Raw genomic sequence first — 15,194 nt, forward strand, 5'->3', positions numbered from 1 at the left:
TTCGGCCTCCGCCAAGGTCAATACGTTAGATATCGTAACGGGATCGGATGACAACAGTCCTGGGCGCAACCGCCGAACCGGCACTTCCCGACAGACAAGTTGAATCGGATTCTGAACTTAAAACAATCCTTCGATGTAGCCTTGATCGTTGAGGAAAATCCTCTCGGCCGCCGGCGATTTCGGCAGACCGGGCATGGTCATGATCTCGCCAGTGATGACGACGACAAAGCCGGCCCCGGCCGAAAGCCGTACCTCGCGAATAGGCACGATATGGCCCTCGGGCGCTCCCCGGACATTCGGATCGGTCGAGAAGGAATATTGTGTTTTCGCCATGCAGACCGGCAGATGGCCGTAACCTTGATCCTCCCACGATCTGAGTTGATCACGCACGGCCTTGTCGGCGGTCACCTCGCCGGCATGATAGATCTTCGAGGCGACGATCTCGATTTTCTCCAGGAGCGGCAGATTGTCCGGATAGAGCGGCTGGAATTTCGCCTGCCCGGATTCGGCAAGCTCCACCACCTTATGTGCGAGCTCGGTAATGCCGGCCGAACCTTCGGCCCAGTGCCGGCAAAGGATCGCCTCGGCGCCGAGCCGTGCGACATAATTCTTCAGCGCCTCGATTTCGGCCTCCGTGTCCGAAACGAAATGATTGATGGCGACGACGACGGGAACGCCGAACTTGCGGACATTGGCGACATGCCGACCGAGATTGGCGCAGCCCTTCACCAAAGCCTCGACATTCTCCTTGCCAAGATCGTCCTTCTTCACACCGCCATTCATCTTCAAGGCCCGCACGGTCGCGACGATGACGGCGGCGTCCGGCGACAGCCCTGCCTTGCGGCATTTGATGTCGAAGAATTTCTCCGCACCCAGATCGGCACCGAAGCCGGCTTCCGTCACGACGTAATCGGCAAGCTTCAGCGCGGTACGTGTCGCGATTACCGAATTGCAGCCGTGGGCGATATTGGCGAAGGGTCCGCCATGCACCAGCGCCGGATTGTTCTCCAGCGTCTGCACGAGGTTCGGCTGCATGGCGTCCTTCAGGAGCACGGCCATGGCGCCATCGGCCTTCAGATCGCGGGCATAAACCGGCGTGCGGTCGCGGCGATAGCCGATGATAATGTTGCCGAGCCGCTTTTCCAGATCCTTGAGGTCGGATGCCAGACAGAGGATCGCCATCACCTCGGAGGCAACGGTGATGTCGAAACCGCCTTCGCGCGGAAAGCCGTTCGCAACACCGCCAAGCGACGATACGATATCGCGCAGCGCCCGATCGTTCATGTCCATGGCGCGCCGCCACGTGATGCGCCTGAGGTCGATATTCTGCTCGTTGCCCCAGTAGATGTGATTGTCGATCAGCGCGGCGAGCAGATTATGGGCCGACGTGATCGCGTGGAAATCGCCGGTGAAATGGAGGTTGATGTCCTCCATCGGGATGACCTGCGCGTAACCGCCGCCGGCGGCCCCGCCCTTCACGCCGAAACACGGACCAAGCGAGGCCTCACGCACGCAGACTACCGCCTTCTTGCCGATGCGGTTCAGGCCGTCGCCGAGGCCGACCGTCGTCGTGGTCTTGCCCTCGCCCGCCGGCGTCGGATTGATCGCCGTGACGAGGATCAGCTTGCCATCTTTCTTGCCGGCCTGCGATGCGATGAACCCGGCACCGATCTTTGCCTTGTCGTAGCCGTAAGGTGCGAGATCTTCCGCCGGAATCCCGAGCTTTGCGCCGATTTCCATAATTGGCAGCTTCTTTGCTGCGCGCGCAATCTCGATATCGGATGCCACGGTCGTCGCCATAAGTCTCGCCCCCGAACGTACGGTCATTTCCCTGTCGGGATAAACCAATATCTATCGGGTGTGAATAGTGGCAAAGCACTCCGTTCGTCGAAACGCACCGCCTTGTCTAAGGACGCAGGCGTGCCTATTTTCGGCGTCCAATGCAAACCGAGAAGGAAAGATAAAGATATGAAGTCCCTGGAATTGCTGGTCGAGCGCATCATCCTCTCCAGTCGCTGGCTCCTGGTGATCTTCTATCTCGGCCTTGCCGCTTCGCTCGCCGTCTACGCCGTTTCGTTCGCCTATAAGTTCTACAAGGTGGCGATCAACGTCTTCGCCTATGACGAAGCCGACATGATCCTCGCCATTCTCGGCCTTATCGACGCCGCCCTGGTGGCAAGTCTGATCGTTATGGTAATGATTTCGGGCTACGAGAATTTCGTCAGCCGCTTCGACGAGGCCGAAAATGGAGGCGAGGTTTCCTTCATCGGCAAGCTCGATTCAGGCAGCCTCAAGATCAAGGTCGCCTCTTCGATCGTCGCCATTTCCTCGATCCACCTGCTACAGATCTTCCTGAACGCCACTCAATACGACAACGCCAAGCTGATGTGGTTCACAATCATCCACCTGGCCTTCGTCGTCTCGGCGCTATTGTTGGGCTTCCTGGAAAAGATCATGGCGAAAGCAAAAGCCAAGGATAGCTGAGACCGGGTCAGCGGCTACTTGCCGGCCATTGCCGATGCGCTGGTCATCGGCGCGGCGGTCGTCGACGGTGCCGGCGCGACACAATCGGAAATCGACTGATTTTCCTTGCAGTTGCGCGCCGAGACTAGAGCGTCGGCATCGGCAAGCTCTGTCGTCAGCTTCAGCCTCAACGCGTCCATCTGCGAAAGCAGATGAATGCCGTTCGGGTCGGTTCCAAGCATCAGATCGACAAGTCCCCGGTCCACACCCATTTTGTCGAGGAAGCTCACCAGCCTCGTCCTCTGCGCCTTGTCGAGCTTCGTCGTATCGTATTTACCGACGAATTTGCGGCCGATTTCCTTCTTGGAGATGATCTTGCGCCTGCCGTCCACCATCTCATATTCGGTGCGGTACTGGACGCGCACCTCGCTGTAGGTGGTGGTGATCTGATGAACGCCCAGCAGCGCGAAGGGGCTGGAAACGCGCTGAACGCCGCCTGCAAAAAACAGCGGGCAGGCCGAAAAGCAGATTGCGCCGTCGGAAAATGGCTGACCTGTGATCGAGCCGTCCTTGGCAAAAGCAGCCGAGCAGATTGGCTCGGCATAGGGGCACGCCCGCGAGCGGGTGCGGCCGACTGCGATCGAAAGCTTTTGCTTGCGAATGATGCGAGCCATCTCCATCGCTGCCTTGACATCGCCCCCCGGCGAACTGACGACGACGGGCAGTTTACGGTTGCCAACCTGCTTCAGGATTTTCTGCAGCTTCCGCGGCGTATCCGCCATGATCTGCCCTTCGGCGGAGATCCAGTCCGGGCAAGTGCTATCGGCTCGGCATTGGCCCATCTCACCGTGAACGAGCAAAAACTGCATCGGCGCGCCACCGACCGCGCCGGCAGCTTCAGCCAGCGCAGGCGAAACCAGAAAAAGCGAAACGCCGGTGACGAACCACAACAGCGTTTGATAACAGCGCGCCCCAAGCTGCGGAAAGAAGCGAAAATTCATAAGCTATACGCCTGCAAGCGATTACTTTGGCAAGACCGATAGCAACCGCTTTGGGCCTCTGCAAGGCGCACCAACACGGCGATGCATCATTTGATTAAAACTCACGGCCACCTTCACGGAAAGTCCCGCGTGCAAAGAAGTACGTTTCCAAATATTGGCTGCCGGCGAACTCAAAAGCGTGAGATCTCATGCCAGCTTATGCCGTGGGCGATAAACTGCGAACGGTACAAAACAGGCATTCCTGAAGCGCCGCCCAAAGTGCAGAACCCAGTTCAAAACGTCGGTCTTAGGCTTAATTTTGACATAGTGGGGAAGCGTCGTCAGACCCCTTCGATCGGCCTGGCGATGACGGCAAATGTATGATCGTGTCGAGATCCGGCCAACAAAAGAGTGGTCGCGGGCGCTTATCGCCCATTTTGGGCGAAGCCTGGGAGAATTGTATGTTTAAATATTAAAATATATGAAAATGAAAATTATTTCTGGCCGTGTGGTATTTTTGCGTCTAGCATTCACTCATAAATCGAGTATTTGATATCGATACCACGCCGCGGACACCTTAACTCATATGTCCTATATCATTACCGCCGAGAGACAATTGCTGCTTTCTGCCGAGTTGGCTGCCGCTCGGACGCAGGCGGCGTTTGCAATGGGCCTGGAACGGACGGGATCGGCTTTTGGCTTCAGTCATGTGGCTCTGATGAACGCCCCGGTTCCCGATGATACGATGATGACGCCGCTGCTTATCGAGGGGACGGTGCCCGCACAGTTCGTGCGTGAGTTCGATCGGCATCATCTGGTTCGCCGCTGTCCTATGCTGCTGCGCACGCGTGATTCAGTGATGCCGCGCGCATGGCATCTGCTGGAAAAAGATGCCGAACCTGACGCCGATGTGCCGAGCGAGCTTCGAGCACTCCTGATTAGCTACAATTGTCCGATGAGCGTCATAATCCCGGTTAATGCTCCGGATGGCCAGCGCCTCGTTTTCTGGTTCATGGGCAATCGCAACAGCCTCGGCCAGAGTGAAATCAACGAACTCACCTTGATCATGCTGCAGGCGCTCGATTCCTATAATTGCCTCAAGCGCAACGGTGGTGCCGCGCCGCATTCGCTTTCCGCGCGCGAGCTGGAAGTGGTCCGCTGGACGGCCCAAGGCAAGACCTCGGTCGAGATCGGCCAGATTCTTTCGCTCTCCGACCATACGGTCAACGCGTATATGATGAACGCGATCAAGAAGCTCGATTGCGTCAACCGTACCCAGCTCGTCGCAAAAGCCATCCGCCTGAAGCTGATAAGCTAGAGCTTTTCCGCTTTTCTTCGAATCGCGAAAACGCTTTATCTTCTCGTTCTTACGCAGTTCCGGACGCAAAACTGAGCTCGGCAGCCGGGCTCAGCGTCGGGGTCCGCCTACTGGGTCTCCGCCCGCTGGGCTTCGTTTAGCGACCGCCCAGGACCGTGCGGATTTCCACGAGGCTCGAACGCACCCGCAGAATATGGAAGCCCATGGTCGCAAGATGGCTCGGCATGAAGGAGCTGTCTTCAGGCCCATTGGAAATGATGAAAGGTTGAATGCGCAAAGCCGTCTGCAGCTGCGTCGTGACATCGGCCCAGAGCGTGGCGACATTGCGTTCGGCAATCACCTGCTGGAAATCCGAGCGGGCCGCCATCAGGATACCGTAGCTCGCATACAGCTGCCCATAGGCAAACCAGAAACGATCGTCAGCCCGCATATCCAGCCAGCCATAGCTGTGATCCCCCGCCCTCCGGGCCAATATATCCGCCGTGCTGCCGAGATCGTTGGCAATATGGTCGACGAACTGCAGGAGGTTATCGGCACGTCCGTCGAAAATCGCCTTGCAATTCCCGAGGTCGCTATTGAAGCTGCGCAGATTGCTCATTGCAGCGCGGTAATAGCTTGGGCTCGGCGTCTTCGGTCCGAAGGGATGCAGGCCGAAATACCAGCTCGACTCGTCGAACTGCAGGTTGCCGCGCGCCTTCTGCAGATCGCTGTTGATGCCGGATGTTCCGCGCACGCGGCCGAGCGTATCGACCAACTCCGCCGAGGTGCGGCGAACGACCGAATTGATGCCCCGCTGGAAGGAAGCCTTGTTGTCGAGGAAGGGCGTGTCATCCCATGAAATGCCGAAGAAACCGAGCTTGTAGAGCAGCATCGAGGAAATCCAGGCATTCTGGTTGACGTTGAAATCGGTCAGATCGGTGGCAACGTCGACGACAGCCGAGGTTTGGCAGGTTTTAGGTGCTGTGGCAGCCGCCTGCTGACCATCCGTCGCAGGCAGCTCCTGTCCGGCGGAATATTTGCGCTCGGAGAATTTGTAGACGTCCGGATAGGCCGGATTGAACCCGGTCCAGACCTGCGTTTGCCAAACGAAATAGACATAAAGCAGCGCCATCAACGCCACGAAGGCAGCAAGCGGCAGCTTGATCAGCCAGTTGCGCTGCCGATACCAGCCATGAGCGGCAAGAAATGGCCAGCTTAGCCCGACGAAAACCAATCCCAGCCAGCGCGCGAAAGCGGCCCAGATCCGCTTGAAGAACGCCGTGATCGAGTCAAGCATGGACACGCCTCCTAAACCCTACCGCGCATCCTGCCGACACGCGAAGGACGCACCACACCAACCTGCACAATGGACGCCGCGAAAATCGCCGCGGTCCTCGGATCATTAAGTCCTTATCGCCACTCGCGTTCCAGCAAATATGTGTTCTTGGGAAAAACAACAACCGTCCGAACGGAATTTTCCGTGACGGACAGCAATCAACCTTCAGGTTGCGTCTCTTCCGCCACTTCGCTCGAATCCGAGGATGCAGGCAGCGGATGAGGCTCCAACCGTCGTTTGAAGACAGCATCTACATGAGCCTTGCGCACGGCAAGATCATGCCCCGCCAGCACATTCGCCTCGAAGGCCTGGATCAGGCTCTCGACCACTCCCGTTCGCGAAACCCTAATCGATGCCGGCTCCACTTCTGACGCCAATGCCTTGAGCAGGGCGATCCGCTGTTCGATATCGACGCTCAGTTTGGCTGCCATCGCGCCGATGGCGGCGATCTGATTGTTCAGGGCAGCCGCCAGCCCTTCGTAAATGTCTATGAGGCGCTGCCGCACGGTGCGGCGGGATTGAAGCCCCTGTTCTTGCCGCCGAATATCATCCTGCTCGGTCACCAGAGCGCGATAGTCCGCTTCGAGTTCGGACTGCAGATCGGCATGGCGTGAAGATGGGCGGTTGCGCCTCTGATACATGAGCTTTTCCGCCAGGACGTCAGCCCTGCGCTGCACCTCCTCTATCTCGAAATCGAGCTTCCTCCGCCTTTCGATCACGCCTTCGAGTTGAAGTTCGCATTCACGAAAGCACCGGGAGAATACGGGTCTCGCCTGCTTGAAAAGAAGATCGAGTTCGGCCGATACAGCAAGGGCCGCGTCGACATTGACGATGATCTCATCCGGCCCCATGGGTCTGCGTGCAAACACCCGGCTGAGCAAGCCTGCATTTTCAAGGCCAAGCTTCTCATTGAACAATCGCCGATGCTGCAGATCAGCCTCGTCGGTCGCATGATCCAGCTCTTTGACGAGCGACAGGGCGACTGATTTCCAACGGTCGAGCAATTCGACCGCTTCGCGAACAAATGCCTCTTCGACAGGAAAATTAACGGCTGCGGCGTGCTCGCTGTCCCTGGCGTGGCGGGCGAGCGTCGCTACTGCCGAATTCGCGTCGTTCATAGCGTCTTCGAGCGTCGTGCGCGCCCTGTCGAGCATGCCATCGAAGGAATGAGGCCTGAGCATGAAAACATTCCCTCCCCTACCTTTGGCGCAAGACTAGCTGCTTCCGGAGGCGAAGGAAATGCTCGAAAGCTACTGAGCAGCGGCCGGGTTCTTCAGATAGGCGATGAGATTGTCGAGATCCTTGTCGCTTTTCAGGCCTGGAAACGCCATCCGGGTGCCTTTGACGAGGAATTGCGGCGCCGGCAGATATTTCCGCAGCAACGCCTCATCCCAGACCTTGCCGTCAGCCCCGAATGCCCTCATCGCCGGCGAGTAGGCGTAATCCGGCTTGCTTGCGACGGCTCGTCCGACGATCCCCATCAGCGAGGGACCGACGCGATTATCGGGGCCGGTCGCCGTGTGACATGACCCGCATCTCTTGAAAACGGCGGCACCGGCGACCGCATCGCCATCCGCGAGCACAGAGGAAACCGAAGCAAACAGGATGACCGCCGCCAGACATTGCAGTCTCATCGTCTCTCCCCGTCAGCCTCGACTTCGATACGCAATTACGTGCCGAAAATAGTAAGAACCGCTATCGAAAGCCTGCACGAGCGGCTGCTTCACTCGCAGGTAATCGCCTCTTCCCAATGACGACGGCAGAGCGAAACATATTTGTCGCTGCCGCCGATCTCGATCTGCGCGCCTTCGCGGACGACATTGCCGGCAGCGTCCAAGCGCACCACCATCGTCGCCTTGCGTCCGCAATGGCAGATGGTGCGCACCTCGCGCAACTCGTCGGCTATGGTCAGCAGCTCCTGCGATCCCGGAAACAGATGTCCATGGAAATCCGTGCGCAGCCCGTAGGTCATGACCGGAAGATCGAGGCGATCGACGATATGGGCAAGCTGCCAGACCTGCTCGCGCGTCAGAAATTGCGCCTCGTCGACGAAGACGCATGCGAGCGGTTCGCTTGCATGCATTTCATCGACCATCGCATAGAGATCGTCGCTCGTTTCGAACGGCAAGGCATCCATCGTCAGGCCGATGCGCGAGGCGATCGTGCCGCGGCCGGCGCGATCGTCGAGGGCTGCGATGAAGGCTGCGGTGCGCATGCCGCGCTCCTGATAATTATAGGCAGCCTGGAGCAGCATCGTCGATTTGCCGGCATTCATCGTCGAATAATGGAAGTAGAGCTTGGCCATGACATTCTCCTTGAATGCTTCATGGGAGCTGCGCGACGATAAGAAAAGATAGTCTTGGCGAAAACCACAGGATTCAGACAGGCGTGGCCCAGGGCGCAAAAGCCTTGGCCACCGGCGGACATAAAAAGACGGGCGTCGCATTCAGCCCCCTCAAACCGCCGCAAATACACTGTGGTCGCTTGAAAATGTCAGTTATTGATGGTTGCTTGGGAACGTTAGACTGGGAGTCACGCAATGATAAAAATGACCCTTACTGCATTCGCTTTCGCTTCAACTCTCTCCGCATTGACATTGGGAGCCACCACGGCCTCCGCAGCCGAACCGGCAAGCTGTGGCACCGTACATTTTGCCGATGTGGGCTGGACCGATATCACCTCCACCACGGCAACCGCCTCCATTCTTCTGAAGGCACTCGGCTACGACACCGACGTCAAGGTGCTCGCCGTCCCGGTGACCTACCAGTCGCTTAAGAACAAGGACATCGATGTCTTCCTCGGCAACTGGATGCCCTCCATGGCCGAGAACATCAAGCCGTTCGCCGCGGACAAGTCGGTCGAAACCGTGCGCGCCAACCTGGAAGGCGCCAAGTACACGCTCGCGACCAACGAAAAGGGTGCCGCGCTCGGCATCAAGGACTTCAAGGATATCGCCGCTCATAAGGACGATCTCGACGGCAAAATCTACGGCATCGAGCCGGGCAACGACGGCAACCGTCTGGTGATCGACATGGTCGACAAGAACACCTTCGGCCTCAAGGGCTTCGAAGTGGTCGAATCCTCCGAGCAGGGCATGCTGGCGCAGGTGTCCCGCGCCGACAAGGAAGGCAAGCCGATCATCTTCCTCGGTTGGGCGCCGCATCCGATGAACACCACCTACAAGATGACCTACCTCACCGGCGGCGACGATGTGTTCGGACCGAACTTCGGCGGCGCGACGGTCTATACCAACGTCCGGGCCGGCTACCTGCAGGAATGCCCGAACGTCGGCGCCTTCGTCAAGAATCTCGTCTTCTCGCTGCCGATGGAAAACGAAATCATGGGCAAGATCCTGAACGACAGCAAGGAGCCGGAAGCGGCTGCCACCGAATGGCTGAAGGCCAATCCGTCGGCGGTCACGCCCTGGCTTGCCGGCGTCACCACCAAGGATGGCGGTGACGGCCTGGCGGCGGTCAAGGCCAAGCTCGGCCTGTAATACGAGGATGGATGGAGGGGCGGCCAAACCGCCCCTTTCTCTTCCTTGAACGGACTGCTTGCTTTCGCGTCCCGCCATCACTCGGACAATGGTCCGCCTGGCGTGACAGACCGTTATTCTACGGCGGCATCTCCGGCATCATACGCAACAATCGGAAACGCCGCCCCCAATCGTGGGCAAAGATGTGAACTGGTTAACCGATTACCGCATCCCCATCGGGCCATGGGCCAAAGCCGTCGTCGACTGGCTGACGAGCAACGTCACGTGGTTCTTCGACGGCCTTTCCTTCCTGGTCGCGCACGGAATCAAAGGGCTGCTGTTCCTCTTGCAGGCACCGCATCCGCTGATCGTCGTCGTCGCCTTCACGGCACTTGCCTATTGGATGCGCCGGAGCGTCACCATCACGGTCCTCACGCTGATCGGCCTGCTGATCACCATCAACCAGGGCTATTGGAAAGAGACGACCGAAACGCTGGCACTGGTATTGGCCTCCACCTTCGTGTGCATGCTGGTGGGCGTGCCGCTCGGCATCGCGGCAGCCCGCCGTCCCTGGCTTTACGCCATCATGCGACCAATCCTCGATCTGATGCAGACCATCCCGACCTTCGTGTATCTGGTGCCGGCAATGATCCTGCTCGGTCTCGGCATGGTCCCGGGCCTGGTTGCCACCGTCGTCTTTGCTCTTCCTGCACCGATCCGCATGACCCGCCTCGGCATTATTTCCACTCCCCCTTCGCTCGTGGAGGCAGCTGAATCCTTCGGTGCGACGCCTCGCCAGGTTCTGCGCAAGGTCGAGCTGCCCTTTGCCACGCCGCAGATCATGGCTGGCCTGACGCAGACCATCATGCTGTCACTCTCGATGGTCTCGATCGCGGCACTCGTCGGCGCCCCTGGGCTCGGCGTGCCCGTGCTGCGCGCACTGAATAGCGTCAATGTCGCCAAGAGCTTCGATTCCGGCGCCTGCATCGTCATCCTGGCGATCATTCTCGACCGTATGTTCCGCGCGCCCGGCGAAGGAGACCACTCATGACTGTCGCCGTCGATTTCAAAAATGTCAGCATCATCTTCGGCGATCGTTCCGATGCCGCACTTAAACTCGTCGACGAAGGCAAGTCGCGCGACGAGATCGGCAAGTCCACGGGCATGGTGCTCGGCGTCGCCAATGCCTCGCTGCAAATCGAAGAAGGCGAAATTCTCGTGCTCATGGGCCTGTCCGGCTCCGGCAAATCAACATTGTTGCGCGCCGTCAATGGACTTGCGCCTGTGGTGCGTGGGGAGGTCTCCGTCAACACCAAGAACGGCGCCGTCAACCCCTATTCCTGCACCCCCAAGGCCCTGCGCGACCTGCGCATGCACACCGTCTCTATGGTCTTCCAGCAGTTTGCGCTGCTGCCCTGGCGGACGGTCGCCGACAATGTCGGCTTTGGGCTCGAGCTTGCCGGCGTGCCGGATGCCGAGCGCAAGAAGCGCGTCGACGAGCAGCTACAGCTCGTGAACCTCACGCAATGGGCCAATCGCAAGGTCAATGAACTTTCGGGCGGCATGCAGCAGCGCGTCGGCCTCGCCCGTGCCTTTGCGACAGGCGCGCCGATCCTGTTGATGGACGAACCGTTCTCGGCCCTCGACCCATTGATCCGCACCCGCCTGCAGGACGAACTCCTGGAATTCCAGCGCCGCCTGAAGCGCACCATCCTGTTCGTCAGCCACGATCTGGACGAGGCATTCCGCATCGGCAACCGCATCGCCATCATGGAAAGCGGCCATATCATCCAGTGCGGAACGCCACAGGAGATCGTCAAGAACCCTGCCGATCAGTATGTTGCCGACTTCGTGCAGCACATGAACCCGATCAGCATGCTAACGGCGCGGGATGTCATGCAGCAGGGCGTCGGACATTCGGCCAATGCAGGTTCCGTCACCGCGACGGCAACCGCCGCGACACCGCTCATCGATATCCTCGACGCCCTGACGCGCCAGCCGGGCAATATCGGCGTTGTTGACAATGGCACGATTATCGGAACGATCTCCGCGCAAGACGTGGTGTCGGGCCTCACCAGCCACCGGCGAAAGGAGTAGTCGTTCGCGACCGCTCCTCAATTCATGGAGCAGGCAATGAACGACAAGCCATCGGTGCTAAGGGAAACGGATGAGGATGCGCGCATTCAGGCGCGCGACCTCATGCACAAAGCCGCACATGCAGCCTTGGCCGTCATCGATCCCGACACCGGCTTTCCCGCCGTCAGCCGCGTCCTGACTGCCATGGATGCCGATGGCGCTCCGGTCATCCTGGTCTCCGGCCTCTCCTCACATACCAAGGCTTTGATGAAGGACAGCCGCGCTTCGGCGCTCTTCGGCGAGCCTGGCAAGGGCGATCCTCTCGCCCACCCTCGCCTGACCCTACGTTGCAGCGCGGAGCGCATCGGTCGGCAAAGCCAAGCTCACAATCGCATCCGAACGCTTTTTCTCGATCGTCATCCGAAATCTAAGCTCTATATCGACCTTCCGGACTTCTGCTTCTTCCGCCTCGTTCCTCTGGATGCCAGCCTGAACGGCGGCTTCGGAAGGGCTTATATCTTGTCCTCGCAGGACCTGATGATGCTTTAAACCGAAAACAAAGCGCGCCGGCAATAAATCATACAATAGTGCGAGAATTAGTAGTCGGACAGCTCGAAGTAGAAACGGCTGATATTGGTGGGTTGCAAATCTTCGGTGACCAAATTTGGCATATTTGCTGCTCCGAAACGATAAGAATCGACCTATTTTGGTCTAATCGAGCCCCTAGATGGGACGTTAGGGACGCCTGCATCATCGCCGGAGCATCATACGTACATATCTAAAACAGCATACTCGATACCTTAAATTTAGGTATATACAATCTTCGACCGCTCTTGGTATTGTTAGATATCGGTAAGGACCGGGTTGGAAATAGCACAATTTCTGATGTTCGCTCCGCATTGGGAAGTTTAAAAGATGAAGACAAGAGATTTGGCCGAACACTCTAATGTTGCGGCAGCGTTATTATCAGCAATGGCGAACCCGAAGCGTCTTTTGATCCTTTGCAGTCTCGTTAAAGGCGAAGTTCCAGTTGGCGTTCTTGCCAATCAGGTCGGACTGAGCCAATCAGCACTTTCCCAGCATCTTTCGAAGCTTCGTGCCCAAAAGCTGGTCAAGACGCGTCGTGATGCTCAAACTATTTACTACTCCAGCACATCGGAATCCGTGATCCGTGTTCTCGAAACGCTGGAAGACATTTATTGCGAGCCGGAAAAAAGTAGATCGGCTGCCTAGAGCTAAGATAGCTCCCGGCCTGTCGACGTATGATCTTTTGGGACAATTTAAATCTCGAAAGATCGACTTGCTTTCATTACCAGGTGTTTTACTGCTTTAACTGGCAAATCCTTGGATTTGCCAGTTTTTTCGTATGGGGACTACCTCACGGTGCTTCGTGGTCCGTTTTCCTCCCCGATATGTCGACACGCATTCTTCGACGCTCAACCTGTCGCTTTCACCGCCATCTTTGCCTTGACGCCAAAAAGGCGGCTGATAATTTGACCAAGCAGTAAATATAATAGCGCGGCGTAGGCCGTGGCCGGGAAATGGCCCCCCGAATTGGCCATTGGAGAACAGCATGTCGGACCGTTTGAATGCCGCCCCCAACGATTTGCGCGCCTTCTGGATGCCGTTTACGGCCAACCGCCAGTTCAAGAAGGAACCGCGCCTCTTCGTCAGCGCCAAGGATATGTATTACACTACCCATGATGGTCGGCAGGTGCTGGATGGAACTGCGGGCCTGTGGTGCGTAAACGCCGGGCACTGCCGCCCGAAGATCACCGAGGCCATCCGCCAGCAGGCAGGCGAACTCGACTACGCACCCGCCTTCCAGCTCGGCCACCCCAAAGCTTTCGAACTGGCGAACCGGCTGGTCGATATTGCCCCTGAGGGTATGGACCACGTTCTTTACACCAACTCCGGTTCGGAATCGGTCGAGACCGCGCTCAAGGTCGCGCTTGCCTATCATCGCGTGAAGGGCAATGGCTCGCGCCTCCGCCTCATCGGCCGCGAGCGCGGCTATCACGGCGTCAATTTCGGCGGCATCTCCGTCGGCGGCATCGTCACCAACCGCAAGATGTTCGGCACGCTGCTGACTGGTGTCGACCACATGCCGCACACCCATGTGCCCGGCAAGAACGCCTTCACTCGCGGCGAGCCGGAGCATGGCGGCGATATTGCCAGCGAACTGGAGCGCATCGTCACTCTGCATGACGCCTCGACGATCGCGGCCGTCATCGTCGAGCCGGTCGCCGGCTCCACCGGCGTGCTCATCCCGCCGAAGGGCTATCTGCAGAAGCTGCGCGAAATCTGCACCAAGCACGGCATCCTGCTGATCTTCGACGAAGTCATCACCGGTTTCGGCCGCCTCGGCACCCCCTTTGCCGCCCAATATTATGATGTGAAGCCGGATATCATCACGACAGCCAAGGGTCTGACCAACGGCGTCATTCCGATGGGCGCGGTCTTCGTCACCTCGGAGATTCACGACGCCTTCATGCAGGGACCCGAGCACATGATCGAGTTCTTCCATGGCTACACCTATTCCGGCAACCCGATCGCCTCGGCCGCGGCATTGGCGACGCTGGACACCTACAAGGAAGAAGGCCTGCTCACGCGCGCAGCCGAACTCGCCGACTACTGGGCCGACGCTCTGCACTCCCTGAAGGATTGCCCGAACGTCATCGACATTAGAAACACCGGCCTGATCGGCGCCATCGAGCTCGATCCCATCGCCGGCGAACCCACCAAGCGCGCCTTCACCGCCTTCCTGAAGGCCTATGAAAAGGGGCTCCTGATCCGCACCACCGGCGACATCATCGCACTGTCGCCGCCGCTGATCATCGAGAAACATCACATCGACGAGCTGTTCGGCAAGCTGAGAGAGATCTTGCAAAATAATATCTGAGGCGAAATATCTCATTGCCTCTTCCCAATGAGGCACAGTGATATCGGCGCATTCGAGGTATCCCCTCTCCCCGCCTGCGGGGAGAGGGTTAGGGTGAGGTGCCGTTCACGAGGACAATGAGATGCGCGGTCCGGAACCTAAAACGACACAGCGCGCAAGAATGCTTCGGCAATCGGACAACGATGCGGAAGCAAAACTTTGGTCGGAACTTCGCAACCGTCGGCTGAACAGCGTCAAATTCGTTCGGCAGTTTCCAATCGGTCCTTATTTCGCTGACTTTGCCTGCCGAGAGCGATCCCTGGTCATCGAGATCGATGGCGGTCAACATGCCAACAGCAAGCACGATACCATTCATGACCGCTGAAGGCTGGTCTGTCGCACGCTTCTGGAACATTGATGTCCTCACAGCCATGCCGGCAGTTCTCGAAACCATCGTAGCGATCTGCGAAGGCAGGTTGACCGAAGCTGTAGCGGCTCGTGATTTCAAATTTCTTCCGGCAGCGTGTTCGAAATAGCCCCTCACCCCAGCCCTCTCCCCGCTCTACGGGGAGAGGGAGTCTTAGTTCTCGCCAGGCCGTAAGAAACACTGCCCTATCAACAAATTCGGACAGATCCCCTCTCCCCGTAGAACGGGGAGAGGGCTAGGGTGAGGGGCTATACGGAAT

The 15,194-nt window shown here is 58.2% G+C and carries 13 protein-coding genes and 2 pseudogenes; 9 read left to right on the forward strand and 6 right to left on the reverse strand.

The features are described from left to right. Nucleotides 1-117: 117 nt before the first annotated feature. Nucleotides 118-1,800 carry a formate--tetrahydrofolate ligase gene (locus FHT85_RS03260; protein WP_112411587.1) on the reverse strand — a complete coding sequence of 561 codons (1,683 nt, stop codon included), beginning with the start codon at nucleotides 1,798-1,800 and terminating at the stop codon, nucleotides 118-120. A 168-nt stretch (nucleotides 1,801-1,968) separates the two neighbouring features. Here FHT85_RS03260 and FHT85_RS03265 point away from each other — a divergent pair, with 168 nt between their 5' ends. Then, on the forward strand, nucleotides 1,969-2,484 hold the full coding sequence (locus FHT85_RS03265; RefSeq protein WP_015340669.1) for a TIGR00645 family protein: 516 nt from the start codon (nucleotides 1,969-1,971) through the stop codon (nucleotides 2,482-2,484). Between the two features lie 14 nt (nucleotides 2,485-2,498). Here FHT85_RS03265 and FHT85_RS03270 read toward each other — a convergent pair whose 3' ends face one another. Further along, the gene (locus tag FHT85_RS03270; protein ID WP_112411586.1) at nucleotides 2,499-3,464 is read right to left on the reverse strand and encodes a hypothetical protein; all 966 of its coding nucleotides are present in this window, start codon (nucleotides 3,462-3,464) and stop codon (nucleotides 2,499-2,501) included. A gap of 565 nt (nucleotides 3,465-4,029) precedes the next feature. Between FHT85_RS03270 and FHT85_RS03275 the strand changes: the two genes are divergently transcribed. Next, nucleotides 4,030-4,761 (forward strand): helix-turn-helix transcriptional regulator, encoded by a 732-nt coding sequence (locus FHT85_RS03275; RefSeq protein ID WP_112411585.1) that lies wholly within the window; start codon nucleotides 4,030-4,032, stop codon nucleotides 4,759-4,761. A 136-nt stretch (nucleotides 4,762-4,897) separates the two neighbouring features. Here FHT85_RS03275 and FHT85_RS03280 read toward each other — a convergent pair whose 3' ends face one another. The 4 genes from FHT85_RS03280 to FHT85_RS03295 all read right to left on the reverse strand — a co-directional run bounded on the left by FHT85_RS03280 (nucleotide 4,898) and on the right by FHT85_RS03295 (nucleotide 8,381). Next, nucleotides 4,898-6,037: a DUF2333 family protein gene (locus FHT85_RS03280; protein WP_112411584.1), complete on the reverse strand. Its 1,140-nt coding sequence runs from the start codon at nucleotides 6,035-6,037 to the stop codon at nucleotides 4,898-4,900. A 197-nt stretch (nucleotides 6,038-6,234) separates the two neighbouring features. After that, nucleotides 6,235-7,257: a hypothetical protein gene (locus FHT85_RS03285; RefSeq protein ID WP_112411583.1), complete on the reverse strand. Its 1,023-nt coding sequence runs from the start codon at nucleotides 7,255-7,257 to the stop codon at nucleotides 6,235-6,237. A 69-nt stretch (nucleotides 7,258-7,326) separates the two neighbouring features. After that, nucleotides 7,327-7,710, reverse strand: coding sequence for a c-type cytochrome (locus FHT85_RS03290; protein ID WP_112411582.1), 384 nt, complete (start codon nucleotides 7,708-7,710; stop codon nucleotides 7,327-7,329). Between the two features lie 89 nt (nucleotides 7,711-7,799). After that, the gene (locus FHT85_RS03295; protein ID WP_112411581.1) at nucleotides 7,800-8,381 is read right to left on the reverse strand and encodes a thymidine kinase; all 582 of its coding nucleotides are present in this window, start codon (nucleotides 8,379-8,381) and stop codon (nucleotides 7,800-7,802) included. Nucleotides 8,382-8,624: 243 nt separating this feature from the next. Here FHT85_RS03295 and FHT85_RS03300 point away from each other — a divergent pair, with 243 nt between their 5' ends. The 7 genes and pseudogenes from FHT85_RS03300 to FHT85_RS03330 all read left to right on the forward strand — a co-directional run bounded on the left by FHT85_RS03300 (nucleotide 8,625) and on the right by FHT85_RS03330 (nucleotide 15,044). After that, nucleotides 8,625-9,572 carry a choline ABC transporter substrate-binding protein gene (locus FHT85_RS03300; protein ID WP_409527319.1) on the forward strand — a complete coding sequence of 316 codons (948 nt, stop codon included), beginning with the start codon at nucleotides 8,625-8,627 and terminating at the stop codon, nucleotides 9,570-9,572. A gap of 184 nt (nucleotides 9,573-9,756) precedes the next feature. Continuing rightward, nucleotides 9,757-10,602 (forward strand): choline ABC transporter permease subunit, encoded by an 846-nt coding sequence (choW, locus tag FHT85_RS03305; RefSeq protein ID WP_112334793.1) that lies wholly within the window; start codon nucleotides 9,757-9,759, stop codon nucleotides 10,600-10,602. Then, nucleotides 10,599-11,648, forward strand: coding sequence for a choline ABC transporter ATP-binding protein (gene choV, locus FHT85_RS03310; RefSeq protein ID WP_112411580.1), 1,050 nt, complete (start codon nucleotides 10,599-10,601; stop codon nucleotides 11,646-11,648). Before choW ends, choV begins: the two co-directional genes overlap by 4 nt. A gap of 36 nt (nucleotides 11,649-11,684) precedes the next feature. Continuing rightward, nucleotides 11,685-12,170, forward strand: a pseudogene (locus FHT85_RS03315) (HugZ family protein); the annotation flags it as partial. A gap of 372 nt (nucleotides 12,171-12,542) precedes the next feature. Next, on the forward strand, nucleotides 12,543-12,860 hold the full coding sequence (locus FHT85_RS03320; protein WP_015340680.1) for an ArsR/SmtB family transcription factor: 318 nt from the start codon (nucleotides 12,543-12,545) through the stop codon (nucleotides 12,858-12,860). Between the two features lie 340 nt (nucleotides 12,861-13,200). Then, nucleotides 13,201-14,529: an aspartate aminotransferase family protein gene (locus FHT85_RS03325; RefSeq protein ID WP_112411578.1), complete on the forward strand. Its 1,329-nt coding sequence runs from the start codon at nucleotides 13,201-13,203 to the stop codon at nucleotides 14,527-14,529. 121 nt (nucleotides 14,530-14,650) lie between these two features. Beyond that, nucleotides 14,651-15,044 (forward strand): annotated as a pseudogene (locus tag FHT85_RS03330) (endonuclease domain-containing protein). Nucleotides 15,045-15,194: the final 150 nt, after the last annotated feature.

It is taken from the genome of Rhizobium sp. BK312 (genome assembly GCF_014193605.1).
Lineage (GTDB): Bacteria > Pseudomonadota > Alphaproteobacteria > Rhizobiales > Rhizobiaceae > Rhizobium.

What these genes read in the sequence shown, in the direction of transcription:
- FHT85_RS03270 (WP_112411586.1), bottom strand. Translation starts at nt 3,464, where the DNA reads ATGAATTTTCGCTTCTTTCCGCAGCTTGGGGCGCGCTGTTATCAAACG.
- FHT85_RS03265 (WP_015340669.1), top strand. Translation starts at nt 1,969, where the DNA reads ATGAAGTCCCTGGAATTGCTGGTCGAGCGCATCATCCTCTCCAGTCGC.
- FHT85_RS03260 (WP_112411587.1), bottom strand. Translation starts at nt 1,800, where the DNA reads ATGGCGACGACCGTGGCATCCGATATCGAGATTGCGCGCGCAGCAAAG.
- FHT85_RS03320 (WP_015340680.1), top strand. Translation starts at nt 12,543, where the DNA reads ATGAAGACAAGAGATTTGGCCGAACACTCTAATGTTGCGGCAGCGTTA.
- FHT85_RS03325 (WP_112411578.1), top strand. Translation starts at nt 13,201, where the DNA reads ATGTCGGACCGTTTGAATGCCGCCCCCAACGATTTGCGCGCCTTCTGG.
- choV (WP_112411580.1), top strand. Translation starts at nt 10,599, where the DNA reads ATGACTGTCGCCGTCGATTTCAAAAATGTCAGCATCATCTTCGGCGAT.
- FHT85_RS03290 (WP_112411582.1), bottom strand. Translation starts at nt 7,710, where the DNA reads ATGAGACTGCAATGTCTGGCGGCGGTCATCCTGTTTGCTTCGGTTTCC.
- FHT85_RS03275 (WP_112411585.1), top strand. Translation starts at nt 4,030, where the DNA reads ATGTCCTATATCATTACCGCCGAGAGACAATTGCTGCTTTCTGCCGAG.
- FHT85_RS03280 (WP_112411584.1), bottom strand. Translation starts at nt 6,037, where the DNA reads ATGCTTGACTCGATCACGGCGTTCTTCAAGCGGATCTGGGCCGCTTTC.
- FHT85_RS03300 (WP_409527319.1), top strand. Translation starts at nt 8,625, where the DNA reads ATGACCCTTACTGCATTCGCTTTCGCTTCAACTCTCTCCGCATTGACA.
- FHT85_RS03295 (WP_112411581.1), bottom strand. Translation starts at nt 8,381, where the DNA reads ATGGCCAAGCTCTACTTCCATTATTCGACGATGAATGCCGGCAAATCG.
- FHT85_RS03285 (WP_112411583.1), bottom strand. Translation starts at nt 7,257, where the DNA reads ATGCTCAGGCCTCATTCCTTCGATGGCATGCTCGACAGGGCGCGCACG.